Genomic DNA, 26,467 nt, shown 5'->3' with positions numbered 1-26,467 from the left:
CCTACTCGTCGTCCGCTTCCTCGCCAGGGCGGGAAGTCTGGGTGTCCAGGCTGTCCCAGAAGGAGGTATCGGCGTCGGCGATTGAACCGTTTGCGATGGCTGCCGCGGTGGAGGTCAGCGTGATCACGGTCTGTTTGATGAGGTAACCGTTGCTGCGCTGGCCCAGGGCGTAGCCGTCGAGGTAGTGGTCCGACATGCCGCGCATTTCGAAAAGAAGCGTGGCGATCCCGTATTCCACCGCGATACCGTTGCGGCTGATGGTTTCAGCGCTGCCGCCTTCGTACTTTCCAAGGTGCCCCCAGCCCGTGGAGTCGACATTGTTGAACACAACGGCCCCGAGCTTCTTGGACTTCTCGACGACGGCGGGATCGGCGTTGGGCGTGGTGGGGTACAGGATCGAGCCGGACACCAGCTTCCCGTCCCGTTCGGCGCGGATGCCCTGGTGGTGGAGGTCGATCATGTAATCGATCCGGTACTTGCGCATCACGTTGTTGTGCAAGGCCTGGGTTTCGGGCTGGACCTTGGCAACATGGTCGCGGTTCAGGTCCACGCCTTCGGCGTTGTAGCGGGTGAGGTGGCGGTCGCCCTTGGCGACGTAGTCGTCCAGCGGGAAATTCACGTCCCCCATGGCGCCGTCAGCGTTCAGCATTGGCACGATGAGGATGTTCACGCCGTCCAGGATGCCGGCCGCGCTGGCGGTTCCCAGGTGCTTGATGAACTGCATGGCACCCTCGGTGGTGAGCTGTTCGTTGCCATGCTGCTGGGTCAGGTACAGGATGGTCGGCTTGGCCGGGTCCGTGACGTACTTGACCAGGTGGATGTCGCGCCCCTTGACCGTCTTGCCAATCACCTCCAGTTCCATGGCCTGCTGGCGGGCGTCCTGGTCCTTCAGGAAGGAAACCAGCTCGTCATAGGTGGTCAGCTTGGATGTGGTGATCTGGCCGTTGTCGCCATAGCCGGGGCCCTCGCCCACGGCTTGCGCCAGCGGGGCCGAGCCCGCCGCGACAACCAGCGCCAAGGCTCCTGAAGCGGCCAGGGTCCTCAAGACTCCCAGTGTGTTCCTCACAGTGCGTTACCTCTTTCGAGTGCATTGGGTGCGTGCAACCTGCCATGTCCCCCATTGCAGGCTGTGACAAACACACAAACAAGGTGAACTAATATTGTCAATCAGCTCGACAAAAACTGAACATTCCGCAGGAAGCCGTCTCGGGCGAGGTACCGGAAAACGACGACGGCGCCCGCCACCTTTCGGTGACGGACGCCGTCGTTTGTTCTGCTTTTGTCCTAGCCTTCGATCGCTGCCTTCGCGGCGGGATCGGAGTCATTGAGGAACTTCTCGATCCGCTCGGGCTCCTCGGCCTCGCCGATGGCCGCCGAAGCGCGGCCCAGGGCGTAGAGGGACCGCAGGAAGCCGCGGTTCGGTTCGTGCTCCCACGGGATGGGGCCGACGCCGCGCCAGCCGTTGCGCCGCAGCGAGTCCAGTCCGCGGTGGTAGCCCACCCGGGCGTAGGCGTAGGAATCGATGGTGCGGCCTTCGGCCCAGGCTTCCTCCGCGAGGATTGCCCAGAGCAGCGAGGACGTGGGGTGCTTGGCCACGAGGTCCAGCGGCTCCTGGCCGAGCGCGAGGTGCTGGTACACCTCGGTTTCGGCGGGCAGGAGGGTGGGTTCGGGGCCCAGCAGGTTCTTGCGGAATTCGTCGGACATGACTTAGAAGGTCTTGCCTGCCGAGCCGAGCTGGCGGGCGGATTCGACGATGCGGGCGGCCATGCCGGCTTCGGCCGAGGCACCCCAGACGCGCGGGTCGTAGGTCTTCTTGTTGCCGATTTCGCCGTCGACCTTCAGCACGCCGTCGTAGTTGGCGAACATGTGCCCGGCGACCGGACGGGTGAAGGCGTACTGGGTGTCCGTGTCCACGTTCATCTTGATGACGCCGTAGGAAACGGCGTCCGCGATCTCCTGGTCGGAGGAACCGGAACCGCCGTGGAAGACGAGGTCGAAGGGGTTGTCCTTGCCGATCTTCGCGCCGACCTCGGACTGGATCTGCTTGAGCAGCTCCGGGCGCAGCTTCACGCCACCGGGCTTGTACACGCCGTGCACGTTGCCGAAGGTCAGGGCCGTAATGTAGCGGCCGTTCTCGCCGGCACCCAGGGCCTCGATGGTGGCCAAGGCGTCTTCGGTGGTGGTGTAGAGCTTTTCGTTGATCTCGTTCTCCACGCCGTCTTCCTCGCCGCCGACGGTGCCGATCTCGACCTCGAGGATGATCTTCGCCGCCGCGGTACGCTCCAGCAGCTCACGGGCGATGCGCAGGTTCTCGCCGAGGGCCTCGTGCGAACCGTCCCACATGTGCGAGTTGAAGATCGGGTTGCGGCCGGCCTTTACCTCTGCCTCGGACGCGGCCAGCAGCGGCAGAACGAAGCTGTCCAGCTTGTCCTTGGGGCAGTGGTCCGTGTGCAGGGCAATGTTCACGTTGTAGTTCTTGGCGACCTCGCGGGCAAACGCAGCAAAGCCCAGGGAACCGGCAACCATGTCCTTCACCGAGGCACCGGACCAGTACGCAGCACCGCCGGTGGAAACCTGGATGATGCCATCGGACTCAGCCTCAGCGAAACCGCGGATCGCAGCGTTCAGGGTCTGCGACGACGTCACGTTCACCGCCGGGAAAGCAAAACCGCCGGCCTTCGCACGGTCGATCATCTCGGAGTAAATCTCTGGGGTTGCAATGGGCATGGTGACTCCTATGCTGGTTTTCGTCTATGGGTGTGCTGACCCTGAAACAGACCGCTTACGGCTAGGCACCATCCTAGCCAGAACCAACAGGAGGGCGTGCTTCGGGTCACGCCGTGGTAACACTTCCTGCGCAGCGCCCGGGTGCATCGGCGGGCTTCCAGCTGATAGACGGCTTACAGCTGATAGACGCGGCGGGCATTCCCGGATGCGATCATGCCGGCCACGCGGATCGCATCCCCTTCCAACCATTCCCCGCGACGCACCCAGTCGCCAAGGGCTTGCGCCATCGACCGCCGCCAGAGGATCGACCCGAGCAGATGCAGTTCGGGAGGACCGACGGCATCGGAGGAATAGAGCTGTTTGGCGAACGGCGCCAGCTCCAGGGATTCGCCGACGATCTCGAGGCTCCGCGAGCCGACATGGTTCAGGCTGAGTCCGACGTCGAAATACACGTTGGTGAACGCCTGGGCGAGGTACCCGGATTCACGGTGGTAGGGGTAGCAGTGGAGCAGCATCACGGGGGTGTCCCGGATCGCGGGCTGGCGTAGCAGGGGCAAGAGGAGCATGGGGTTGGAACGGTGCAGGTCCATATCGAGGTCGCCGAACCCAACGTGGACCTGGATGGGCAGCCGGTACTCCGCGGCGGCATGGACAATGTAGGAGACGATCACCGGGTCCCGGAGCCTCAGCTCCTGGCCGGGTTCCGCGGTCCAGGGCGCGGTCCACAGCGCCACGGCCTGTTCCAGGTGCCGGGCGTCCGGAAGGGACCAGTCGATATCGAAGCCGCAGCGGTAGGCGGCGATGGTCTTGAAGCCGACGACGCCGGGAGCGGCGTTCGCGAGTGCCTCGCGGAAGTCTCTGGCAAAGTCAGCCGGCGAGGCAGTGCGTGCCGCCACGGCTTCTGCCAGGAGTTCAAGCCGGAGGACTTCCGAGCTTGGGGCACCGGAATCCCTCGTCAGGGTTTCCGGCGTCGCAATCGTGGATGAGCTTAAGCCCGTGTCGACGATCCAGTGCTCAACGCCGGCTGGAGCCAGCATCAGGCGGTTGAGGTGCGCCGGTGCCAGTGTGTTCCGGGTTTCCCAGTACTCATCCGCTCCGGCGTATGGCTCAAGACCCAACCGCGGAGCGCACCAGCGCCGGATGGCGAACCCCAACTGGGAATCGAACTGGGTCATGAAGACGGGAACGGGATCCTGGGAGCCTTCGTTGATGGACTCTTCGAATTCCGCCCGGGAGACGGGCCGCACGAAGCACCCATGGACGTGGTGGTCCACCAGCGGCATTGCGGTGATGGCCTCTGCAAGGCTCGGAGGGACGCGGTCCCCCAACCCTGACAGGACATCCAACTGGCCAGCCGGCATGGTCAGGCCGACCACGCGAAGCGAAGGGCCTGCGCTATCTCGGCGGGAGCCTTGCCCGCGAATTTTCCGGCTTCGTGGCGGCGGACCGCCACAACTCCCTCCACGATCTCCGGCCCCAGGATGCTAGCGGCCAATTCCGACCGCTCAAGGCGTCCAAGAACGGTCGCCTGGTCGGCGTTGACGGCTGCAGCCGGCCAATCGGCTGCTTCGGCGGGATTGCCGGGCACTTCCACCGGAAGGGACAGTTCCTCCTCGATGCCGTTAAGGGCCGAACCCAGCAGGGCTGCTGCGGCGAGGTAGATGTTGGCGCTGGGGTCCACGACCTTCAACTCCACATTGGCCCCGTGCGGATTGCCAGTGGTGGCGGCCACAAAACGCAGAGCGGCTTCGCGGTTCTCCAAGCCCCAGCACGCGGCGGCGCCGGACCACTGGCCGGGCTGGAGCCGTGCCGCGGAAATGACGGAGCCCGCGTAGATGCCTAGAAACCCGTCCAGACCGGCGAGAATCCCGCCGATCGCCGATCCGCCCTCCGCGGTGATTCCATGCGGCCCTCGGCCACCGCTGAACAAGGGTGCGTTGTTCCGGCTCAGCGAAAGGTGGAGGTGCGCGCCGTTTCCAGCTCCACCGGCCCACGGAAGGGGCGAGAAGGAGGCGGCCATTCCGTGGCGGGCTGCCACGATCCCGATAAGGATGCGGGTCAGCACGCACGCATCCGCCATCTCGACGGGCTGGGCGGGCGCCAAAGACACCTCGAACTGGTCTTCACCGTATTCGGCATGGATCTGCTCCGGGCCCACCCCGGCTTCCTCGAGTGTCGCCATCAGGTCCACCAGGAACTGTCGCCGGTCCGACACCGCACTCATGCCGTAGGCTGCCCAGCCCGGCTTGGGCAGGCGCTCGCCGGCCCGGGTGGTAAGGACGAATTCGAGCTCGGTGCCCATCATCGCCGACAGTCCGCGCTCCATGAGGCGGCCCGCAACGCCGGCCAGGCGGCCGCGGGAGCACAGCGGTGACAGGGTTCCGTCCTGGTGGTGGAAGTTCGTGGGTCCCCATGCCAGGCCGTCGTCGATCCGGCGGGCCCTGGTGGGATCCAGCCGGAGGCGAAGATCGCCGGCGGCCCCGATCGAGGACGTGAACGCGATGCCGTTGTCCGCGCAAAAGACGTTCCACGACGGCGCCGCCCCCATCCCGGCTCCCTGGAATACCGGCAGCCGCCGAATCGGGACGCCCTTGCAGTGCATTCCGCCGGCAAAATCGATCGCTGTCCCCACAAGCATGGTGACACCGGCTGTTTGAAGCTGCACCATGACGCTTTCGGCCAGATCCTGCCCACCCGAAACATCTTCCATGACAGTTCCCTTCGATGGCCTGCATGTAGGGTCCATCATGCGCCAAAGCGACGGATCAGGGCAGCAACCGTCGTACGGCCAAGTCGCCTAGGTGACCCGTTGCCCGAAATTGTGCCGCCGGATCCAGGCGTGCATGGCGATCGCAGCGGCCGAGGCGGCGTTGATGGAGCGCGTGGAGCCGTACTGCTCGATGGAGAGGGTGGCGACGGCGGCTTCGTGCACCTCGGGAGTCAGGCCGGGACCCTCCTGTCCGAAAACCAGCACGCAGTTGCGCGGCAGGTCATAGCTTTCCAGCGGCACCGAGTCCGGGAAGATGTCGATGCCGATGATGGCCAGGCCCTCCCCCTGCGCCCAGGCAACAAAGTCCTCGACGGTGGGGTGGTGGCGGACGTGCTGGTAGCGGTCGGTGACCATGGCGCCGCGGCGGTTCCACCGCCGTCGTCCGATGATGTGGACTTCCTTGGCGAGGAAGGCGTTCGCGGTGCGCACCACGGTGCCGATGTTGAGGTCGTGCTGCCAGTTCTCGATGGCAATGTGGAAGTCGTGCCGCTTGGAATCGAGGTCCGCGACGATTGCCTCGTGCTTCCAGTACCGGTACTTGTCCACCACGTTGCGGCGGTCGCCGTCGGCCAGCAGGTCCGGATCCCAGTGCTCGCCTACCGGCCACTCACCTTCCCAGGGACCGACGCCGACCTCCGCCGGGGCGGTTTTCCCGCCGTCGGGCTCTGCTTGGGCGCGGTCTTCGGAAGGTGCATCGTGATTCACCCCTCAACCCTAGCGGGGGTACCGGGACCCGATGTCGCTTAACCCATCGGCGCCTTGTGTTTCGGCGTACCTAAAGGTGAAAGACTTGGGGGCAGAATCAGGTCCAACAGCGGAGGTAGAGAATGGCGAAGACAAGTGCGGCCCCCAAATCCGGCGCGATGTACCGCAACGGGCACGAGATCGAATGCTGGCTGACGGACATGGACGGTGTCCTGGTCCACGAGAACCAGGCCATTCCGGGCGCGGCCGAACTGATCCAGCGCTGGGTTGACACATCCAAGCGCTTCCTGGTGCTGACCAACAATTCCATCTTCACTCCGCGCGACCTCGCTGCCCGTCTGAGCTCTTCCGGCCTGGAAGTTCCCGAGGAGAACATCTGGACCTCGGCCCTGGCCACCGCCCAGTTCCTGAAGGACCAGGTGGAGGGTTCCGATTCCGGGAACCGCGCGTACACGATCGGCGAGGCAGGCCTGACGACGGCGCTCCACGAGGCAGGCTTCATCCTCACCGACCAGAACCCGGACTTCGTGGTGCTCGGCGAGACGCGCACGTACTCCTTCGAGGCGATCACCACGGCCGTGCGGCTGATCCTGGGCGGAGCGCGGTTCATCGCCACCAACCCTGACGCCACGGGGCCTTCCAAGGACGGCCCCCTCCCGGCTACCGGGGCCATCGCCGCAATGATCTCCAAGGCCACCGGGCGCGAACCGTACATCGTGGGCAAGCCGAACCCCATGATGTTCCGCTCGGCCATGAACCGGATCGACGCCCATTCCGAAACCACGGCGATGATCGGCGACCGCATGGACACCGACATCATCGCGGGAATGGAAGCCGGCCTCCACACCGTCCTGGTGCTCAGCGGCATCACGCAGCGCGAGGAAATCGCGGCATTCCCGTTCCGGCCCAACCAGGTGCTGACCTCGGTGGCGGAACTCAAAGACCAGATCTAGGGGGCAAAGCCATGGCGGTGCTGAATCTGCGGCCCCTGTTGGGCGGCCGGCTCGTGCGCGGCAGCCAGCCCTTCGGCATGGACGCGTCCGCAACGGCGGAGTTCCTGGCGGCGCACGGCATCCGCACGGTGGTCGACCTGCGCAGCGGCCGGGAACGGGACCTCCTGCCGTGGCAGCTGGCCCCGGGCAACGGCGTCGAACTGCTGGAAAATCCCTTCGATCCCGCCCCGCAGGGGCTTCCCACGGTGAGCACGGCCGAAGAACTCGGTGAGCTGTACCTCGGCTGGGTCCGCACGGGCCCGGCCTGGGTCGCGGCCTCCCTCCGGCCGGCCGCACACGGCCCGGCCTTCGTCCACTGCTCGCTCGGCAAGGACCGGACCGGGGTGATCTCGGCCCTGGCCCTGCTGGCCGTTGGCACGGATCCCGAGGCCGTCGTCGCCGACTACACCGCCACCACCGCCGCGCTGCCGCAACTGCTGAGCGTCATGGCACAGACCTGGAGCGTGGCGGTCCCTGCCCTGCCACCGCGGGCCTTCAGCCCGGAGCATATGCTGCTGCAGTCCCCCGAAGGGACCATCAGGTACTTCCTGGCCGGCTTCGGGAGGGAATTCGGTGACGCCGCGGGCTACCTGCGCGACGCCGGCCTGAGCGCCGCGGAACTCGACGCGCTCCACACGCCCGTCAGTAAGGCGTGACCCGCCCCGCCGCACCCGGCAGCGGAAGCAGCTCGTCCTCCAGCGTCTGGACAATCGGCCGGTAGACAAAGGGGTTCCACTGCGGGCTCGCATGGGCCGGAAGGGCGCCGTCGGTCCTGAGGTCCGCGGAGGCCATGTTCTTCCGGAAGGTCCGGGACCAGCCGGCCCGCGCCGTTTCGTAATTCACGGTGGTGTCGCGCGGATTGCCGATGAAGGCCACCTTGGTCTTCCCCAGCCGATCCACGAAACGCGTGGCGTCGAAATGGTAAATGTAGGCCGATTCGCTCTGGATCAGCACGCTGGACGGCGCAATCGGCGTCAGCTGCTCCAGGGTCTGGTCCCAGATCTGCCGCCAGCTGCGCTCGTTCTTGTGCACCACCCGCTCGCCGAGCTCGTAGCTTCCGCGCAGCACCGACGGCACCCGGAAGCCGCTCTCGTACAGGAACACCACGCCGTCGAACCAGCTCTGGTCCAGGACGTCGTACTTGCTGTACGGGGAGGAATCGAGCAGGATCAGCTCCACCGCCAATCCGTGCCACTCCCGCAATCGCGTGGCCACCTCCGTGGCGAGCATTCCACCGAAGCTGTGGCCGTAGAAGTAGAGTTTCCGCAGCTTGCGTTCGAGGACATAGGCGACGACGGCGTCCGTCACCTCGTCGACCTCCAGGCCGAGGTTCGAGTACCCGACGGCGGCCAGCTGGCCCCGCTGCCGCAGCGCGCCGCGCAGGGAGTTGAGGATCCATTGCGCCTCTTCCCAGCTGGTCTTGTATCCGGGGAAAAGGATCCACGCGGCGTCGGGAAAGTACCTTTCGGCGACGTCGTCATCCACGGTCAGGATTTTCGTGACCCGCCGCTCGGCCTGGATCTGCCGGGTGATGAACATGTCCGCCGCGAGCAGTCCGGAGGCGCCTGCGCCGATCAGGAAGCTGCGCCGGGAGAAATCCTTCAAACCGGCAGCCTGCCGGAGGATCCTTGCACAGGCGTCAGGCGGCTGCCGCTCCGGCAAATCCGCAGCGGCTGGCACATCCCCCCGGCGGTAATGCTCCACACTGTCAGCTTATGACCTGGCATGCGGAGCCCGAAGGTGCGCGGCCAGGAACTGCCTTCTCCGGCAGCGACCGGGCCCTAGTGCCTGCGGTTGCTCAGGCGTACCGTCTTATCCAAGCAAACGGACAAGCCGGTGGAGGAACCGCCGATGGCTGGATGGAATGCCGACACCGCCGCAGGACCACTGGGCAGCGGCGCGGTGACGCTGGTGGAAGGATCATCCTTCTGCATCTCTTTGGCAAACGGGGACATACAGCCCGGACACCCGCACGGCCTTTTCGTCCAAGACACGCGGATTCTTTCCCGCTGGAGCCTGACCGTGAACGGCCAGTCCCTGGAACCATTGGCCGCTGAAACCAAGGAACCCTTCCGAGCGTTGTTTGCGGGCAGGGTTCCGCGCTCGGATGGCTACGCGGACAGTCCGCTCATTGTGGAACGGCTGCGGGAAGTCGGCGCCGGCCTCCAGGAGAACCTCACCGTCCGGAACTTCTCCCTGAACCCGGTCGAATGCGCTATCCGGCTAGGGGTCGACACTGATTTCGCCGATCTGTTCGAGGTGAAGGAAGCCCGGTTTGAACGCCGCTGGGATGAAACCCGGCAAGCAAGCGACGTCTCCCTCAATATCTGCGGCCTCTGGGAGGGCATTCGAAAGGAGGTCATCGTCACGGCGCCGGGTGCCGACGTCGGACCCGATGCTATTACCTATCGGACGGTCGTGCCCCCGCAGGGCCACTGGACCACCTCGCTGACCGTCGTGCCGGCTGCGGAAGGAAAGGACACCCTGGCGCCGTTTTTGCATCCCGAAGCAGGAGGCCTATCGCCCCGGGACCTGCGACGGCAGGAGTGGGTGAGGAAGATTCCGGTGGTGCAGGTCGGCAATCACGTCATTGAGCGCACCCTGCGGCGCAGCTATGACGACCTCGGCGCCCTAAGGATTGAGGATCCGGCACATCCTGAGCACGTTGTCGTAGCCGCGGGAGCGCCCTGGTTCATGACCCTGTTCGGGCGGGATTCGCTATGGGCCTCGGAGATGTCGCTGCCCGTGGACCCCTCGCTCGCCCTGGGCACCCTGCAGACCCTGGCGAACCACCAAGGCAAAGTAGTGGACGAAATGAGTGAGGAGGAACCCGGCAAGATCCTGCACGAGGTCCGGCTGGACGTGTCCAGCGGCTTGGCTCTTGGCGGCAAATCCACCTACTACGGCAGCGTGGATGCGACGCCGCTGTTTGTCAGCGTCCTGGGTTCAGTGAGCCGCTGGGGTTTCGCCCAGGAAACGATCGCCGCCCTCCTGCCCCACGCAGACCGGGCCTTGGCCTGGATTGAGGAGTACGGGGACAAGGACGGCGACGGATTTGTGGAATACCAGCGCCTCAACGAGCACGGCCTGATCAACCAGGGCTGGAAGGATTCGTGGGACGGCATCAATTTTGCCGACGGCACGCTTGCGACGAACCTCCGATCGCGCTGTGCGAAGTGCAGGCGTACGTCTATGACGCCTACATGGCCCGGGCCTGGATGGCCTTCGACGCCGGCGACGTCGCGTTGGGAACCAGGCTGACGGAACGTGCGGAACGCCTCAAGGAGCAGTTCAACGAGAGGTTTTGGCTGCCGGATCGCGGGTACTATGCCATCGCGCTGGACCGTGACAAGAAGCCCGTGGACTCGTGCGCCTCCAACATGGGCCAGTGCCTGTGGTTCGGCATTGTGGACAAGGACAGGGCCCCGTTGGTGGCGGAACGCCTGATGTCTCCGGAAATGTTCAGCGGCTGGGGCGTCAGGACCTTGGCCAGCGATATGGCTGCCTACAATCCGGCAAGCTATCACAACGGATCGGTCTGGCCCCATGACAACGCAGTCATCGCCGCGGGCCTGATGCGCTATGGCTTTGTGGAGGAGGCGCAGCGGATCGCCACGGCCTTGCTGGAGGCAGCCGAGTACTCGGAGGGGCGCCTGCCTGAGCTGTTCTGCGGATTCGATCGGGAACAATTCGCACAGCCGGTTGCCTACCCCACTGCCTGTTCGCCGCAGGCCTGGGCGGCAACTGCGCCGATCATGCTGGTGACCAGCCTGATGCGCTATGACGCCCACGTTTCCAGGGGCGGCCTGTGGATGGACCCGGTGCTCCCCAAGGCCTTTGGCGACCTGCACATCTCCAACGCCCCGGTAGGGCGTGGCCGCGTCACGATCGACATCACCGATTCCACGGCATCGGTCAAGGGACTGCCGGATGACGTGGTGTTCCATCGCGGGCACCGGCCATGGCTAACCGAACTCGTGGACCAATTCAAGCCGCACGAGCAGGCACCGCAGGAGTGAAACAAGTCCTCAGAATGTTCCGGCATCAATGACGAATCGATACCGGACATCGCTGGCGAGGACCCGGTCAAAGGCTTCGTTGATTTTGTTGGCGGGAATGACTTCCACTTCGGCGCCGAGTCCTTTGGCCGCACAAAAGTCCAGCATTTCCTGGGTCTGCCGGATGCCGCCCATCTTGGAACCGGCCAGGTTCCGCCGGAAACTCGCCAGGGACCAGGCCCGCTGCGCCAACGGCTCCGTGGGAAGGCCTACGAGCACCAGGGTGCCGTCCAGTGCGAGCAGCGAAAGGTACTGGTCGACGTCGATATTCGCAGAGACGGTATTGATGATCAGGTTGAAGTACCCGCTGAGTTTTTCCAAGGAGGCCGGCTCGGACGTGGCGTAGTAATGCTTCGCACCAAGACGGCGCGCGTCCTCCTCTTTCTTCAGGGATTGACTCAGCACTGTCACTTCGGCGCCCATGGCAGCTGCGATCTTGACACCCATATGGCCCAGGCCGCCCATCCCGACAATGGCCACGCGTTTGCCTGGCCCGGCGTCCCAGTTGCGCAGCGGCGAGTACATGGTGATGCCGGCACACAGCAGCGGTGCGGCGGCTTCCAGCGCGATGCCTTCCGGAATCTTCAGGACATAGTCTTCGTCGACGACAATGCTGGTGCTGTAGCCGCCGGCGGTTGGCAGTCCGTCCCTGCCCACCGAGTTGTACGTGCTGACGGAACCGGCCAGGCAATACTGCTCCTCACCTGCCAGGCAGTTGGCGCATTCGCGGCAGGAATCCACGAAGCAGCCCACCCCGACGCGATCCCCCACCGCGTGCCGGGTGACCTTTGCCCCGACGGCTTCCACGACGCCGGCGATCTCATGTCCGACGACCACCGGGTACCTGACGCCCGCCCAATCGCCGCGGGCGGCGTGGATGTCGGAGTGGCAGATCCCGGTGAACATGATGGCAATCCGGACCTCGGATTCACCGGGTTCGCGCCGTTCGATCGTGCCGGGCTGGAGAGGTTCGGCGGGCGAAAGGGCCACATAGGCTTTGGCGATGGTGGGCATTCTGGTTCCTGATCTACAGAGGTAGCTGTTGCACGGCGGTGACCTGGGGATTTGCAAGGTGTTCCGGCTTGAGGATCTCGTGGAGCTGCTCCGCCGTGAGCAGTCCGCGCTCCAGTACCAGGGAAGAGACACTCGCGCCTGTGGAAAGGGCCTGCCGGGCGATCGAGGTTGCCGCATCGTAGCCGATGATCGGGTTCAGGATCGTGACGACGCCGATGCCCGCCTCCACCTGGGACCGAAGGTATTCCTTGTTGGCAGTGATTCCCTCGATGCAATGGTCGGCAAGCGTAGTGCAGGCCGCGGTGAGGTGGGCCAGGCTGGCGAACAGTGAGCGCGCAATGATGGGCTCGAAGGCGTTCAGCTGCAATTGCCCGGCTTCGGCGGCAACAGTAATGGTCAGGTCGTTTCCCATCACCTCGAAGGCCACCTGGTTCACGACTTCCGGGATGACAGGGTTGACTTTGCCGGGCATGATGCTGGATCCGGCCTGGCGCGGAGGCAGGTTGATTTCGGCGAAGCCCGCGCGGGGACCGGAAGCGAGCAGCCTCAGGTCGTTGCAGATCTTGGAGAGCTTCACGGCGATCCGCTTCAGCATCCCGGAGAACAGCACGAAAGCCCCGCAGTCCTGGGTAGCCTCGACGAGGTTCCCGGCCGTCACTAACGGAAGCCCGGCAATCCTACTGAGGTGGGTGCGGGCAATTGCGGCATATCTCGGATGGGTGTTGATGCCGGTGCCGATTGCCGTTGCCCCGAGGTTGATTTCATGGAGGTGGACCATGGCCTCACGGAGCCGAAGCTCATCTTCCTCCACCATCACTTCGTACGTACTGAACTCCTGCCCCAGCGTCATGGGGACAGCGTCCTGCAGTTGAGTCCTGCCGACCTTTACGACGTCGTCGAACTGGACGGCTTTGCGGGCAAAGGCGCGGCGCAGGTGCTGCATGGCCTCCAGGAGTTCCAGCCCACCCTGAATCGTGGCGATCTTGATCGCCGTGGGGTAGACGTCGTTGGTGGACTGGCCCATGTTGACGTCGCCGTTGGGATGGATGGCACTGTAGCTACCTTTGCTGAGGCCGAGGTGCTCCAGCGCCCGGTTGGCTATCACCTCATTGGCATTCATATTGGTGGATGTCCCGGCGCCGCCTTGGATGACATCGACGACGAACTGCTCCAGCAGCCCGCCCTGTTCGATGTCCGCACAGGCCCGGACAATGGCGTCCTTCTTGGCCTCGGCGATCAACCCCAAATCGCAGTTGGCCAGCGCAGCGGCATGCTTCACCTGTGCCAGGGCCTTGATCAACGGCGGATAGGCGGAGATGGCAGTACCGGTGATGGGGAAGTTTTCGACTGCCCGCAAGGTCTGAATCCCCCAGTAGGCGGAGGCCGGAAGAGTCCGGGTTCCCAGGAAATCTGTCTCCGTCCGGCCTGCCGGGAAATCCGGTTCGGCGCCGTCCAGAATGGATGCTGTTGTGGTGTGTGCCATGGCTCAGTTCGACTTCCGGAGGGACTTGATCAGTTGGAGGGGAAGTTGTAGGAGGCGCCGGAGGCGTCCGTGGCTTCCGGCCAGCGGGAGGTGATGACCTTGCCGCGGGTGTAGAACGAGACGCCCTCGGGCCCGTAGATGTGCTTGTCGCCGAACAGGGAGGCCTTCCAGCCGCCGAAGGAGTGGTAAGCCACCGGTACCGGGAGGGGGACGTTGATGCCGATCATGCCCACATCCACCGAGCGCTGGAACTTCCGCGCCGCAGCGCCCGAGGCGGTGAAGATGGCCGTGCCGTTGCCGTAGGGGTTGGCGTTGATCAGCTTGATGCCCTCATCGAGGTCCTCGACGCGGACCACCACCAGGACGGGTCCGAAGATTTCCTCGGTGTAGGCACTCATTTCGGTCTTGACGTGGTCAATCACGGTGGGGCCCACCCAGAAGCCTTCTTCGTGTCCGGGAACGACGAGCCCGCGGCCGTCCACGACCATGGCGGCGCCGGCGGCTTCGGCTTCAGTCACAATCTCGATGATGCGTTCCTTCGAGGCCGGGGTGATGACCGGGCCCATTTCTGCGCCGGGTTCGATGCCGTTGTCCACCATTGATGGCCAGGGCACGTTCTTCGATTTTCTTAACGAGCAGGTCCGCGGCGTCCCCGACCGCGACGGCGACCGAGATCGCCATGCAGCGCTGCCCGGCGGAACCGAACGCGGCGGCGGCCAGATGGTCGGCAGCGTTGTCCAGGTCGGCGTCGGGCAGCACGATTGCGTGGTTCTTCGCTCCACCCAAAGCCTGGACCCGCTTCCCATGCTTGGTGGCTGTCTCGTGCACGTACTTGGCGATCGGTGTGGAACCGACGAAGGAAATACCGTCCACATCCGGGTGGGTCAGCAGACCCTCCACGGTTTCCTTGCCTCCGTGCAGCACCTGGAACACGCCGTCCGGCAGGCCCGCCTGCTTCCAAAGCCTGGCCAGCAGCAGCGACGGGGAAGGGTCGCGTTCGGAAGGCTTGAGAATGAACGCGTTACCGGTGGCGATAGCCATCGGCGCCATCCACAACGGCACCATTACGGGGAAGTTGAACGGGGTGATGCCCGCCACCACGCCAAGCGGCTCGCGGAAGGAGAAGACGTCGATGCCGGTAGACACCTGATCCGAATACTCGCCCTTGAGCAACTGCGGAACGCCGCAGGCAAACTCAACAACCTCCAAACCCCGGCCAATCTCACCCTTCGCATCCGAGAGGACCTTGCCATGTTCCGCGGTCACCAGCTCTGCCAGCTCATCCACGTGGGTCGCGACCAGCTCACGGAACTTGAACAACACCGCGGTGCGCCTAGCCAGGGAGATATTGCCCCACTTCTCCGCGGCCTTCCTGGCGGCGGCCACGGTTGCTTCAAGATCTAAGCGATTGGCCAGGCTCAATTCGGCCGTGACTTGGCCCGTCGCCGGGTTGTACACCGGGCGGGTGATGCCCCCTGAGCCTGCGGTCTCAACACCGTCGATGAAGTGATGGATCTGGGAGATGGTCGTCGTCGTTGACCTGGTCATGGCGGTTGTCCTTAGGAAGTGAACGCTTTTACGGTGAGTGAGGGGCTCAGTGGCCCGGGACGTATCCCAAGGCCTTGTCCACGATGTTTTCCAGCGGTTCGCCGTTGCAGTACCGCTTGAGGTTGTCCACAAAAAGCCTGCCGAGGTCTTCCAGGTAATCCTCGGCGTCACCGCTCATGTGCGGAGTGATGATGACGTTCTCCATGCTCCACAGCGGATGTCCGGCGGGCAGCGGCTCGGGATGGACAACGTCCAGGGCGGCCCCGGCAATGGAACGCGAGGCCAAAGCCTCGACCAAAGCCCCGGTATCAACCAGTTCGCCACGGCCAACGTTCACCAGGCAGGCGGAAGGTTTCATGGCAGCGAGGACCTCCGCGCCGACGAGTCCCCTGGTGTCGTTCGTCAGCGGCGCCGCGAGGACCACATAGTCGTAGTCCTGGACAACCCGGGAAAGCTCTTGGGAGGAATAGATGCGGTCGAAGTCGGAATCACCGTGGCGAGCTGACCGGCCGGCGCCGTCCACGTCCATCCCGACCGCGCGGAACAGCCGGGCGGTTTCCCGGCCGATCGAGCCGGTGCCCACGATCAGCGCCGAGCGGCCCTGGACCTTGCGGGTAGTCCGGTGCTGCCAACGCTGTTCCTGCTGCAGGCGGAACGATCCGTGGGCATCCTTGGCCAGGTCCAGCACGAATCCAAGTGCAAACTCTGCAATCGCCCGGCTCAAGACGCCTCGGGAATTCGTGTAGCTAACCTCGCTCGCCACCAGCTCGTCGAACATCAGCTGGCTGACTCCGGCGGCAGAGACATGGACCCACCTCACTGACGAGGCGGCGGCCCAGTTCTCTTTGAGGGCAGGTGAGAACGAATGCCACTGATACAGCACGTCGGCACCGTCCAGGGCCTCCGGCAGTCCGTCCGCTTTGGTCAGCCGGACTTCGGCGAGCTTTTCGATCTCTGCTAGCCCCGGAGGCAACGCCTCCCTGTAGAGCACTGCGACTGTCGGGCGCCCGCCCGACCGGCCGGCCGTCACGACGCCGGCGTCCCTGAGACCGCCTGGTAATCAGGGGCGAGTGCCCCGATAGCCGAGACGACGGCGACCGTGAACTCCCACGTCGACGACGTTCCGCCCACATCGCGGGTGCCGTGGCCGTCGCGCAGGGCGGACTCGAACGCCGCCTGGAGGTGCGCGGCCGCGTCGGAATGGCCGAGATGCTCAAGCATCATCGCGCCGGACCAGATCTGGCCCACCGGGTTGGCCAGTCCCTTGCCTGCGATGTCAGGAGCCGAACCATGGACGGGTTCGAAAAGGGACGGGTACCGCATCTCCGGGTTCAGGTTGGCGCTCGGCGCCAGGCCGATGGACCCGGTGACCGAACTCCCCAGGTCCGAAAGGATGTCCCCGAGGAGGTTGGAGGCGACAATGACGTCCAGGGTCCAGGGCTTCAGGACCAGGTGTGCGGCGAGTGCGTCCACCAATTCGTGGGTGACTGCAACCCCCGGATGCCGGCCGACCGTTTCCTCAACGACTTCGTCCCAGAAAGGCATGGTGTGGATGATGCCGTTGCTCTTCGTGGCGGACGTCAGCCTGCCACTGCGGCCGGCCGCCAGGGAGGCCGCGAAGTCGGCAACGCGTGAAACCCCCAGACGGGTGAAGATCGTTTCCTGCACGGCACTTTCGTACGGCAGGCCCTGGTACATCCTTCCGCCGACTTCCGAATATTCGCCCTCGTTGTTCTCCCGGACGATCAGGAGGTCGATCGGGTTCTTGTTCGCCAGGGGCGACGCCACGCCGTCGAGCGTCTTGACCGGACGGAGGTTGATGTACTGCTGGAACTCCCGGCGGATCGGGATCAGCAGTCCCCACAGTGACGCGGTGTCCGGAACGTCCGGAGAGCCCACGGCGCCAAGGAATATGGCGTCGTGGCGTGCCAGCTGCTCCAGACCATCAACCGGCATCATCCGCCCGTGCCGCTTGTAGTAGTCCGAACCCCAGTCGAAATGGATGAAGTTGAGGGTCAGCGAATGGAGCTCTGCGATCCGTTCCAGGCAGGTGATGGCAGCCGGGACGACTTCTTTCCCGATGCCGTCACCGGCGATGACTGCGATGTTGTGGGTGCTCATGGGTTCTCCGTCTGCCGTGGGGCCGGCGTGGCCGCTGCTTGGCCGAGGTTGATGATGGTGTTTTTGGGTTCGGTCATTTCGCGGACGGCATGCCGGACGCCTTCACGGCCGACGCCGGATTTCTTGAATCCACCGAACGGCATGGAGTCGATCCGCACATCACTGGTTTCGTTGATGACGACGGCACCGACGTGAAGGCTGTCCGCGATGGCCAGTGCCTGGTCGATGGACTGGGTGAACACCCCGGCTTGGAGGCCGTACTCGGTGTTGTTCGCCGCGTAGATGGCGTCCTGGACCTCGATGAACGGCAGGATGCTCACCAAGGGCCCGAACACCTCGTCCCGGATGACCCGGCACTTCGAAGGAACATCGGTCAGCACCGTGGGCAAGTAGTACGCGCCCTGCCGCTTGCCGCCGGCATGCACGGTGGAACCGGCGGCCTTGGCTTCTTCGACCCATTCCTCCACGCGCCGCGCTTCGGCTTCGGAAATCAGCGGCCCGATGTCAGTGGTCCGGTCAAGCTTGGGCCCGGTCTTCAGGGCCTTGGTGCCGCGGACCACGTGCTCCAGGAGGAGGTCGTAGACCGAGATATGGACATACACCCGTTGAACGGAGAGGCAGTTCTGCCCGGCCACCCCGAACGCCCCCGTCACGATCGCCGAGGCCGCGGCCTCGGGATCCGCGTCGGCGCACACGATCGTTGCGTTGTTGCCGCCGAGTTCGGACACAACCTTCTTGGCGCCTGCTGCTGCCGCGATACGGTCCGCGGTTGCGGGACCGCCCGTGAAGGAGACCAGGTCCACGCGCTGGTCCGTGACCAGAGCTTCGGAGACCCCTTCGCCGGTGACGATCGCGGCGATCCGCCCTGTGGGCACTCCGGCTTCCAGCAGCAGCTGCACCAGCGCGAGCCCGCTCAACGGGGTCCGCCCGGAGGGCTTAAGCACGACGCCGTTGCCGCCGATCAGGGCCGGTCCCAGTTTGTGCGCCACCAGGTTCAGCGGATCGTTGAACGGCGTGATCGCCGCGACGATGCCCACCGGCTTCCGGCTGTACCAGCCGATCTTGCTCCCCGCGGCCAGGCTGTCATCGAAGGCTAGGGTCTCTCCTGCCAGTTCGTCCGCCGCGGCCGCGGACAAGCGCAGGGTTTCCCTGCAGCGGCGGACCTCACGTTCGGCCTCGGTGATCGTCTTGCTGCTCTCCGCCGCGATGATGGCGGCGAAGCGGTCAGACTGCTCCCCCAGCAACTGCGCGGCTTTCTCCAGGGCTTCGCGCCGGGCCCGCAGCGGCCAATCCGCAAACTTCAAATGGTGGTGGATATAACCGATGGCACGCTTCACATCCCCCGCCACGGAAGTGCAGACCTTACCCACCACAAAACCGTCCTGGGGGTCCCTGACCTCAAGGGTCATCCCGCCGGTTTGCCAGAGGCCTTCGAAGAAGGCGCCCCCGGGAAGAGTGGCAACGTCTGAGCGACTGTCCCCTGTTTCCGGGCGCGCGTCATCGAGGTTTGTTGTTCGCAGCATGTGGTCCCTTGGCTAGGTGATGTGTTGGGGGTGGAAGCTGGCCAGCCGGTCCCAGCTGGCCAGCTGGTCTTGGGCCTACTTGATCCGGTCGATGATCTTCGCGGCCGCACCGATGAAGGGCAGGAACCACGGCGGGCCGAAGTGGCCGGGCACCGGCGGGTTCTTCAGGTCGCCCCACACGTTTGCGGACTTGTCCCCGCCCATGTAGTGCGCCATCCGCTTGCCCATGTGCGCGGCCATCTGGACCCCGTGCCCGCTGTAGTTGAGCGAGTAGAACAGCCCGTCGTGCTCGCCGGCATGGACCATCTGGTCCATCGAGAGGTCCACGAGCCCGCCCCAGATGTAGTCCACCCGGGTCTTGTCGAGGTAGGGGAACAGCTCGAGCATGGCCTTGCGCAGGATCTCGGCGCTCTTGACGTCGGAGTCCGGGCTCGAGAGGGCGAACCGGGCCCGGCCGCCAAAGAGGAGCCGGTTGTCCGGGGTGATCCGGAAGTAGTAGGTGAGCATCTTGCTGTCCGAAGCCATACGCCGGTTCGGCAGGATGCGGTTCACCACGTCCTCGGGCAGCTGCTCGGTGACGATGATGAAGCTGCCCACCGGGATGACCCGGCGCTGCATCCACGGGGTGACGCTGCCGGTGTAGCCGCTCGTCGCGACGAGGACCTGCTTGGCCCGGGTGATCCCACGGGTGGTGTGCACGTCGTGCACCGTGCCGTTGATGCGCTTGAGCTCGGTCACTCCCGCGTCCTCGCAGACCACCGCGCCGGCCCTGACGGCCGCCCCGGCCAGACCGTGGGAGAACTTGCCGACGTGCAGGCCCGCGCCGAGCGGGTCCATCATGGCGCCCTTGTAGAAGTCCGTGCCGATCTCGGAATGGATCTCGGACTTCGGAATCACCTCGACGTGGTGGTCCACGAGCTTGGCCAGGAGCTCCTGAGACTTCCGGAAGCCGTCGTTGTGCGACTCGTGGTAGGCCAGCGAGAGCTTGCCGAAGCGGTTGAAGTCGCAGTCGATCGCGTGGTCATGGACGATCTTCTCGATGCTCTCGATCGCGTCGTTGTACTCGCGGAAGTACTCGACGGCGCGGGCCTCGCCGTAGCGCTTGACCGCGGTGCTGAAGCCGATGGCCAGGCCGGTGGTGGCCATGCCGCCGTTGCGGCCGGACGCGCCCCAGCCGACGGTGTGGCGCTCGAAGACCGCAACGCTCGCGCCCTGCTGGGCGAACTCAAGCGCGGCGGAGAGGCCGGTAAAGCCGGCACCGATGATCGCGACGTCGACGTTCTCCGGCACCGGGGTGCGCCGGTAGTCACCGGAAGGCTCGGCTGTGTCCAGCCAATAAGGAACAAGTTTCATGGTGTGATCTTTCGTCTCGACGTCGGTTTAGAGACCGAGGTGCTTGTTGATCTCGTCCAGGGACTTCACAACGTTGAGGTCGTAGCCCGGGCCGATGGGGTCGTAGCCACGGTCCAGCATCCAGAGGTTTCGGAAGCCCATGTCGTGCATCGGATGCATGTCGTAGCGGGTGTGCGAGGAGATGTGCAGGAAATCCTCCGGCTTGGCGTTCAGGGTGTCGAGCATGTACTCGAAGGCCTGGTAGCGCGGCTTGTAGGCCTGGGCCTGCTCGGCGGTCAGCACGGCGTGGAAGTCGGCGCCGAGCTTGGGGATGCTGATCTCCAGGAAGCTGTCGTCGGCGTTGGACAGGGCAACCAGCTGGAAGTTCTCGCCCATGAGCTTCAGCGGTGCCGGCACGTCGTCGTGCGCTTTAAAGCCGCGCACAGCGTCAGCGAGCTCTGCGCCCGCGTTCGGGGTCGGCCCAATGCCAAAGTACTTGCAGACGCGGTCGAACGAGCTCTGGAGGATCTCCTCGTACGGCGCGTAATCAAGGACCGCGTCGAAGCGGTAACCGCGGAACACCTTCTTGAACGCAGGCCACTGCTCTTCGGGCAGGCGGCCATCCAGCAGCCGGCGGGTAACGGCATCAGAGTTCCAGTTGATCAGGGTGCCGTAGATATCGAAGGAGATGTACTTCGGCCGTGAGTTCGTCGTTGCCATAATTCGTCCGTTCCTAGATGACTTTTGCGGGACGTCCGGAGGTCCGCCGTCCCGTTTCACTTCGTGTGGGCGGGAGATTCTTGGACGTCGAGAACCAGATACTTTGACTGTAGGCTCCGAAATTGTAGATTGTCAACAGTTCTTGTTGAGAGCCTTTCTCATGTAAGGGCCGCCAAAGAATTTACTTATCGTCGATTGTTGACAATCTGCGATCGAGGGAGTTGCATTGCATTGGATGCAGAACGAGATCCGCATCACAGCAACTGATTCCATCCTCCCCGATTAATGCTGTGGGCGGGCCACCTGGCGGACGACGACGCCACTCGGAAGCCCCCGCGAAGATCCTCGTTCGGCGGAACCAACTTCACCTGAAACCCATTTTTGGAAGGGACGCACCATGAAGACCACAAGCAAGATCAAGACTGCTGCTACCGGGCTTGCAGTGCTGATGGCCCTGAGCGCCTGTGGCGCTGCGGCCAGCAACGACGCCCAGGACTCGAGGACCTCCAACACCTCTGACATCTCGGCGGGCATCCAGCCTGACCCGGCTGCGGTGGCGTTGCTGCCGCAGTCCTACAAGGACAAGGGCGAGCTGACGGTGGCCATGGACCTGCACTATCCGCCCACGACGTTCCTTGCCGAAGACAACACCACCGCCATCGGCCTGAACCCGGACATTGCCCGGCTGATCGCGAAGAAGCTGGGGTTGAAGCTGAAGTTCGAGGACACGAAGTTCGACACGATCGTGCCGGGCATTGACGGTGGCCGGTATGACTTCACGGCCACCACGATGTCCAAGACCGAAGAACGGCTCGCGGTGCTGGACATGATCGATTACTTCAAGGCCGGCAGCTCGGTGGCGGTGGCCGCGGGCAACCCGCTGAAGCTGACCATGGAGACCCTGTGCGGCAAGAACATCGCCGTGACCGCCGGCTCAACCGGCCAGCTCAAGCGCCTCCCGGCCCTGTCGGAGCAGACCTGCACGTCCAAGGGACAGCCCGAAATCCACGCTGTGACCCTGCCCAACGTCCAGGAGGCCCTGACCCAGCTGCACTCCAAGCGGATTGACGGGATCCTCTACGACACCACCGCCCTGGGTTGGGCTGCCAAGCAGCAGCCGGAATCCTTCGACCTCCTCGGCCGCGTGAACGTCGGCTCCAGCGACGTGACGGCAATCGGTGTCAAGAAGGGCTCGCCTCTGACCCCGGCCCTGCAGAAGGCCATCCAGTCCGTCCTTGAGACGCCGGAGTACAAGAAGTCCCTGGAGACCTGGGGCCTGGAGTCCGGAGCCATCACCGACGCCAAGCTCAACTAGGGGGCGCCTCCATGGTCACAGCTATCAGCAAAGGAAGTGAAACGATGAGCGGCATCGATGCAGCCCTCAAGCCGCGGCTTCGGCTTCGGACTCCCACCGAGTACGCCGGATGGGTCCTGAGCATTCTCGTCGGCCTCGGGATCCTCGCCTCGGTCCTGACAAATCCCAACTTCAAATGGGGCATCGTCGGAAAGTACTTCTTCGCCGAGTCGATCCTGCGCGGTCTGATGCTCACTGTCTTCCTGACGGTCGCGAGCATGGCCTTGGGAACACTGCTCGGCCTTGCCCTGGCCGTCATGAGGGCCTCGCACGTGAAGCCGGTGTCCATTGCCGCCGGTCTCTACCTCACCTTGTTCCGCGGCACCCCGGTGCTGGTGCAGCTGATCTTTTGGTTCAACATCTCTGCGCTCTACCCGGACCTGAGGATCGGGATCCCGTTCACCGATATCGGCACGGCGGTGGACACGAACGCGATCATGGGTCCGATCACCGCGGCCCTGGTGGGCCTGACCCTCAATCAAGCCGCGTACATGGCCGAGATCATTCGCGGTGGTTTCTCGGCCGTCGGCAAGGGTCAGATTGAGGCCGCCGACTCGCTGGGCATGAGCGCAGGCATGCGGATGCGCAAGGTCATCATCCCGCAAGCGATGCCCTCGATCATCCCCGCCACCGGCAACCAGTTCATCGGCATGTTCAAGGAAACCTCCTTGGTCAGCGTGCTCGGCGTCGCGGAACTGCTCCAAAGCGCCCAGCTGATCTATGCCCGCACCTACGAAACCATTCCGCTGCTGATTGTCGCCAGCCTCTGGTACCTGGTGATGACCCTGCTGTTGAGCTACCCACAGGCCCAGCTCGAGAAACGATACGCCCGCGCAACCTCCACTTTGCCCCGCAAGGCCAAGCGGGTTGCCCAACCGGAAGGCGCAGCCCGATGAGCACCGACGGCACCATTCACGCCCGCGGAATCCGCAAATCCTTCGGACACAAGACGGTCCTGCAGAACATCGACCTGGACGTCGCCAGCGGCGAAGTCTGCTGCATCATCGGCCCGTCCGGCTCCGGCAAATCCACCCTGCTGCGCTGTATCAACGGCCTGGAGACGGTGGACCTCGGGGTCCTGAAGGTCAACGGCGAAACCTTCGGTTACCACGAAACCGAGACCGCCTACCACGCCCTGAGCCGCAAGAAACTGGCCGCCCAGCGCACCAGGGTTGGCATGGTCTTCCAGCAGTTCAACCTCTTCCCGAACATGACCGCCCAGGAAAACGTCATGTCCGGCCCGGTGCTGGTCAAAGGCGTGGACAAGAAGGTGGCTGCCGCCCGGGCGGACGAGCTGCTGGCCAGCGTCGGTCTTGACGGCCACGGGTTCAAGTACCCCGCCCAGCTCTCGGGCGGACAGCAGCAACGAGTGGCCATCGCCCGTTCCCTGGCCATGGACCCGGAAATCATGCTCTTCGACGAACCCACCTCCGCCCTGGACCCCGAAAAAGTCGGCGAAGTCCTCGCGGTCATGAAGGACCTCGCCAAAAAGGGCATGACCATGGTCGTGGTCACCCACGAAATGGGCTTCGCCCGCGAGGTCTCCGACTCCCTGCTCTTCATGGACGAGGGCTACGTCGTTGAACGCGGCGACGCCCGCGAGGTCCTGGGCAACCCCAAGGAAGCCCGCACACGCTCCTTCCTGGAAAAGGTCCTCTGATGGACGGAAAGCTCGCCGTCATCGGGCTGGGCAGCATCGGAAGCATGGCCCTGTGGCAAGCGTCCCGCCTGACCGACTCGGTGGCAGGATTCGAAGCGGCCGCTCCCGCCCACGGACGCAGTGCCGTGGGCGGGGACACCCGCCTTTTCCGCATGGTCTACCGCGGCAACCCCGGCTACTACCCGATCCTGGAACGCTCCCGCGCCCTCTGGGCGGAACTTGAAGCAGAAACCGGACAGGAAATCCTCACCCGCTGCGGCGGCCTGTCCATCGGCACTGCCAACGGCCCCTACCTCAACGCCGTCTTGGAAACCACCCGCGCCACCGGCGCCGACCACCAGGTCCTCACCCACGAGGAACTGGCCGCGCGCTATCCCCAGCACAACCTCCGGCCCGATGACATCGCCGTCTACGATCCGCATGCCGGCGCCCTGCGCACCGACCGTGCCGTTACCGCCGCCGTCACCGCCGCCCGCGCCAACGGCGCCACGATCCACACCAGCACCCCCATCGACAGCATCACCGAAACCGAGGGCGGCGTGACCCTCACCTCCGGCGAGAAGTCCTGGACCTACGAGAACGTCATCATCGCCTCCGGCGGATGGTCCCGCCGGCTCATGCCCGACTATCTCAAAGCAGCCACGGAGACGAAACGGATTTTCCTGACCTGGTTCGTCGCCCGCGACGGCGCCCAGTACACCCCGGAGAAATTCCCCATCTTCATCCGCATCTACGAGGACCGCTCCATGTACGGGGCACCGGCAGTGGACGGCGTCACCGTCAAAGCCACCCTGGACGGCCGCGGCAAACCAACCCCGGACGCCGGCAACGTCCCGCGGGAACTCACCGAGGCCGAAATCGCAGAGACCACCGACACCGTCACCGAATTCTTCCCCGGCCTGGACCCCGCCATTGTCCGCTCCGATGCCTTCCCCGACCTCTTCACCAAGGACAACAACCCCCTCCTGGGCCCCATCCACCAAGGCAGCAGGATCTATACAGCCACGGGCTTCTCCGGAGGCGGTTTCAAGAACGCCACCGGATTCGGTGAAATCGCCGCCCAAGAGGCCCTCGGCAAACAGACCTTCGATTACTTGGACTTCGTCCGCCCCGAACGGTTCAGGACCAGCTGACTACCATCCGCGATCCCACGGATCGCGAATTGTTGACAATCTACAGTTCATAAGAAAGCATGAAGCCATGGCAACTCTCAGTCCCATCCTCAAGCAGGCGACGCCCGTCGTCGTCGACCACGCCCTCGGCAGTTGGATCTATGCAACCGACGGCAAGAAGTATCTGGATTTCACGACGGGAATCGGCGTCACCAGCACTGGTCACTGCCACCCTGACGTCGTCGCGGCAGCGCGTGACCAGGTGGGAAAGATTGTCCATGCGCAGTACACCACCGTGATGCACAAGCCCTTGCTCGAGCTCACGGCACGGCTGGGAGAATTCCTCCCCTCGGGGCTGGACAGCGTCTTCTACGCCACGTCCGGTTCCGAGGCCGTGGAGGCCTCCGTCCGCCTGGCCCGCATGGCTACGGGACGGCCCAACATCATCTCCTTCCACGGCGGCTTCCACGGCCGCACCGTGGGCGCCGCGTCCCTCACCACTGCCGGAACCAAGTTCCGCTCCGGTTTCTCCCCCTTGATGAGCGGTGTTCACATCGCGCCTTTCCCGCACGCCTACCGCTACGGCTGGGACGAGGAGACCGCTGTTACCTTCGCCCTGAAGGAACTGGACCAGCTCTTGGCCAGTATCAGCAGCCCGGCGGACACGGCCGGTTTCATCATCGAGCCGGTCCTGGGCGACGGCGGCTACATCCCTACCCCGGTAGGCTTCCTGCAGGGCCTGCGGGAGCGTGCCGACAAACACGGAATCGTACTTATCGTCGATGAGGTCCAGGCCGGCGTCGGACGCACAGGGAAGTTCTGGGGACACGATTGGGCGGGGGTCACCCCGGATGTCATCATCACCGCGAAGGGCCTCGCCAGCGGTTTCCCCATCTCAGCCATCGCAGCCTCCACGGAATTGATGGGCAAGGCATGGCCCGGTTCCCAAGGCGGAACCTACGGCGGAAACGCAGTCGCGGCTGCCGCCGGCGTCGCAACCCTTGGCGTCATTGAGCGCGAGAACCTGGTCCAGAACGCCCTGGTCCGCGGCGATGAACTGCGCGCCGGGCTGGAGAGCCTCAAGGGCCAGTTCACGACCATCGGGGATGTGCGGGGCCGAGGCCTGATGCAGTCAATCGAATTCACCGCGGCAGACGGGACCCCTGACGCAGCAACCGCCCTCGCCGTCCAGCAGGCAGCCATTCCGGAAGAACTCCTCCTGCTCACCTGCGGTGCGCACGGAAACGTCATCCGCATCATCCCTGCCCTGAACGTCAGCAGCGATGAGATCCAGACTGGCTTGACCAGATTCACCCAGGCCCTCAAGACCGCCGCCATCTAGCCCCTT

The 26,467-nt window shown here is 64.6% G+C and carries 21 protein-coding genes and 2 pseudogenes; 8 read left to right on the top strand and 15 right to left on the bottom strand.

Annotation, left to right across the window (positions count from 1 at the left end; all coding sequences use genetic code 11):
- Position 1: 1 nt before the first annotated feature.
- The 6 genes from ACZ9CK_RS01475 to ACZ9CK_RS01450 all read right to left on the bottom strand — a co-directional run bounded on the left by ACZ9CK_RS01475 (position 2) and on the right by ACZ9CK_RS01450 (position 6,202).
- The gene (locus ACZ9CK_RS01475; RefSeq protein WP_476049028.1) at positions 2-1,066 is read right to left on the bottom strand and encodes a M14 family zinc carboxypeptidase; all 1,065 of its coding nucleotides are present in this window, start codon (positions 1,064-1,066) and stop codon (positions 2-4) included.
- A 218-nt stretch (positions 1,067-1,284) separates the two neighbouring features.
- Positions 1,285-1,704: a DUF3151 domain-containing protein gene (locus ACZ9CK_RS01470; protein WP_426302010.1), complete on the bottom strand. Its 420-nt coding sequence runs from the start codon at positions 1,702-1,704 to the stop codon at positions 1,285-1,287.
- Between the two features lie 3 nt (positions 1,705-1,707).
- Positions 1,708-2,727, bottom strand: coding sequence for a class II fructose-bisphosphate aldolase (gene fbaA / locus ACZ9CK_RS01465; protein ID WP_120521068.1), 1,020 nt, complete (start codon positions 2,725-2,727; stop codon positions 1,708-1,710).
- 173 nt (positions 2,728-2,900) lie between these two features.
- A complete protein-coding gene (locus ACZ9CK_RS01460) occupies positions 2,901-4,103 on the bottom strand; it encodes an amidohydrolase family protein (protein ID WP_476049027.1) in 1,203 nt (400 codons plus the stop codon).
- Positions 4,091-5,437 carry a type I glutamate--ammonia ligase gene (locus tag ACZ9CK_RS01455; protein WP_476049026.1) on the bottom strand — a complete coding sequence of 449 codons (1,347 nt, stop codon included), beginning with the start codon at positions 5,435-5,437 and terminating at the stop codon, positions 4,091-4,093. Before ACZ9CK_RS01455 ends, ACZ9CK_RS01460 begins: the two co-directional genes overlap by 13 nt.
- Before the next feature lie 87 nt (positions 5,438-5,524).
- Positions 5,525-6,202: a TrmH family RNA methyltransferase gene (locus tag ACZ9CK_RS01450; protein ID WP_476049025.1), complete on the bottom strand. Its 678-nt coding sequence runs from the start codon at positions 6,200-6,202 to the stop codon at positions 5,525-5,527.
- A 122-nt stretch (positions 6,203-6,324) separates the two neighbouring features.
- Here ACZ9CK_RS01450 and ACZ9CK_RS01445 point away from each other — a divergent pair, with 122 nt between their 5' ends.
- Together ACZ9CK_RS01445 and ACZ9CK_RS01440 are read left to right on the top strand one after the other, a co-directional pair.
- A complete protein-coding gene (locus tag ACZ9CK_RS01445; RefSeq protein WP_426302001.1) occupies positions 6,325-7,155 on the top strand; it encodes an HAD-IIA family hydrolase in 831 nt (276 codons plus the stop codon).
- 11 nt (positions 7,156-7,166) lie between these two features.
- Complete coding sequence (locus ACZ9CK_RS01440; RefSeq protein ID WP_476049024.1) at positions 7,167-7,850, top strand: tyrosine-protein phosphatase; 684 nt, start codon at positions 7,167-7,169, stop codon at positions 7,848-7,850.
- On the opposite strand, the gene ACZ9CK_RS01435 is transcribed toward ACZ9CK_RS01440, so the two are convergent.
- On the bottom strand, positions 7,837-8,874 hold the full coding sequence (locus tag ACZ9CK_RS01435) for a thioesterase domain-containing protein (protein ID WP_426301999.1): 1,038 nt from the start codon (positions 8,872-8,874) through the stop codon (positions 7,837-7,839). The genes ACZ9CK_RS01440 and ACZ9CK_RS01435 overlap by 14 nt on opposite strands.
- Positions 8,875-9,045: 171 nt before the next feature.
- On the opposite strand from ACZ9CK_RS01435, the pseudogene ACZ9CK_RS01430 reads away from it, so the two are divergent.
- Positions 9,046-11,213: pseudogene (locus ACZ9CK_RS01430) on the top strand (amylo-alpha-1,6-glucosidase).
- 9 nt (positions 11,214-11,222) lie between these two features.
- Here ACZ9CK_RS01430 and ACZ9CK_RS01425 read toward each other — a convergent pair.
- From ACZ9CK_RS01425 to ACZ9CK_RS01390, 8 genes and pseudogenes are all read right to left on the bottom strand, one after another.
- Positions 11,223-12,266 (bottom strand): NAD(P)-dependent alcohol dehydrogenase, encoded by a 1,044-nt coding sequence (locus tag ACZ9CK_RS01425; RefSeq protein WP_476049023.1) that lies wholly within the window; start codon positions 12,264-12,266, stop codon positions 11,223-11,225.
- 13 nt (positions 12,267-12,279) lie between these two features.
- Positions 12,280-13,749 carry an aspartate ammonia-lyase gene (aspA, locus tag ACZ9CK_RS01420; protein WP_476049022.1) on the bottom strand — a complete coding sequence of 490 codons (1,470 nt, stop codon included), beginning with the start codon at positions 13,747-13,749 and terminating at the stop codon, positions 12,280-12,282.
- A 29-nt stretch (positions 13,750-13,778) separates the two neighbouring features.
- Positions 13,779-15,297, bottom strand: a pseudogene (locus ACZ9CK_RS01415) (CoA-acylating methylmalonate-semialdehyde dehydrogenase).
- 46 nt (positions 15,298-15,343) lie between these two features.
- On the bottom strand, positions 15,344-16,270 hold the full coding sequence (locus ACZ9CK_RS01410) for a D-2-hydroxyacid dehydrogenase (RefSeq protein WP_476049021.1): 927 nt from the start codon (positions 16,268-16,270) through the stop codon (positions 15,344-15,346).
- Positions 16,271-16,323: 53 nt separating this feature from the next.
- Positions 16,324-17,418 carry a tartrate dehydrogenase gene (locus ACZ9CK_RS01405; RefSeq protein ID WP_476049020.1) on the bottom strand — a complete coding sequence of 365 codons (1,095 nt, stop codon included), beginning with the start codon at positions 17,416-17,418 and terminating at the stop codon, positions 16,324-16,326.
- A complete protein-coding gene (locus ACZ9CK_RS01400) occupies positions 17,415-18,941 on the bottom strand; it encodes an aldehyde dehydrogenase family protein (RefSeq protein ID WP_476049019.1) in 1,527 nt (508 codons plus the stop codon). The genes ACZ9CK_RS01405 and ACZ9CK_RS01400 overlap by 4 nt, the downstream gene beginning before the upstream one ends.
- 75 nt (positions 18,942-19,016) lie before the next feature.
- A complete protein-coding gene (locus tag ACZ9CK_RS01395) occupies positions 19,017-20,294 on the bottom strand; it encodes an NAD(P)/FAD-dependent oxidoreductase (protein ID WP_426301991.1) in 1,278 nt (425 codons plus the stop codon).
- Positions 20,295-20,321: 27 nt separating this feature from the next.
- On the bottom strand, positions 20,322-20,993 hold the full coding sequence (locus ACZ9CK_RS01390) for an HAD-IA family hydrolase (protein ID WP_476049018.1): 672 nt from the start codon (positions 20,991-20,993) through the stop codon (positions 20,322-20,324).
- Positions 20,994-21,390: 397 nt separating this feature from the next.
- Between ACZ9CK_RS01390 and ACZ9CK_RS01385 the strand changes: the two genes are divergently transcribed.
- From ACZ9CK_RS01385 to ACZ9CK_RS01365, 5 genes are all read left to right on the top strand, one after another.
- Positions 21,391-22,308 (top strand): ABC transporter substrate-binding protein, encoded by a 918-nt coding sequence (locus ACZ9CK_RS01385; RefSeq protein WP_426301989.1) that lies wholly within the window; start codon positions 21,391-21,393, stop codon positions 22,306-22,308.
- Positions 22,309-22,352: 44 nt separating this feature from the next.
- A complete protein-coding gene (locus ACZ9CK_RS01380; RefSeq protein WP_426301988.1) occupies positions 22,353-23,243 on the top strand; it encodes an amino acid ABC transporter permease in 891 nt (296 codons plus the stop codon).
- Positions 23,240-24,007, top strand: coding sequence for an amino acid ABC transporter ATP-binding protein (locus ACZ9CK_RS01375; protein ID WP_426301987.1), 768 nt, complete (start codon positions 23,240-23,242; stop codon positions 24,005-24,007). The genes ACZ9CK_RS01380 and ACZ9CK_RS01375 overlap by 4 nt, the downstream gene beginning before the upstream one ends.
- On the top strand, positions 24,007-25,140 hold the full coding sequence (gene solA, locus ACZ9CK_RS01370) for an N-methyl-L-tryptophan oxidase (protein ID WP_426301986.1): 1,134 nt from the start codon (positions 24,007-24,009) through the stop codon (positions 25,138-25,140). The genes ACZ9CK_RS01375 and solA overlap by 1 nt, the downstream gene beginning before the upstream one ends.
- 67 nt (positions 25,141-25,207) lie before the next feature.
- Positions 25,208-26,461, top strand: a complete 1,254-nt coding sequence (locus ACZ9CK_RS01365; protein WP_426301985.1) for an aspartate aminotransferase family protein — start codon at positions 25,208-25,210, stop codon at positions 26,459-26,461.
- The last annotated feature ends 6 nt before the right edge of the window (positions 26,462-26,467 follow it).

The organism is Arthrobacter sp. TE26545 (assembly GCF_056279005.1).
This window is presented reverse-complemented; position numbering and strand designations above follow the sequence as displayed.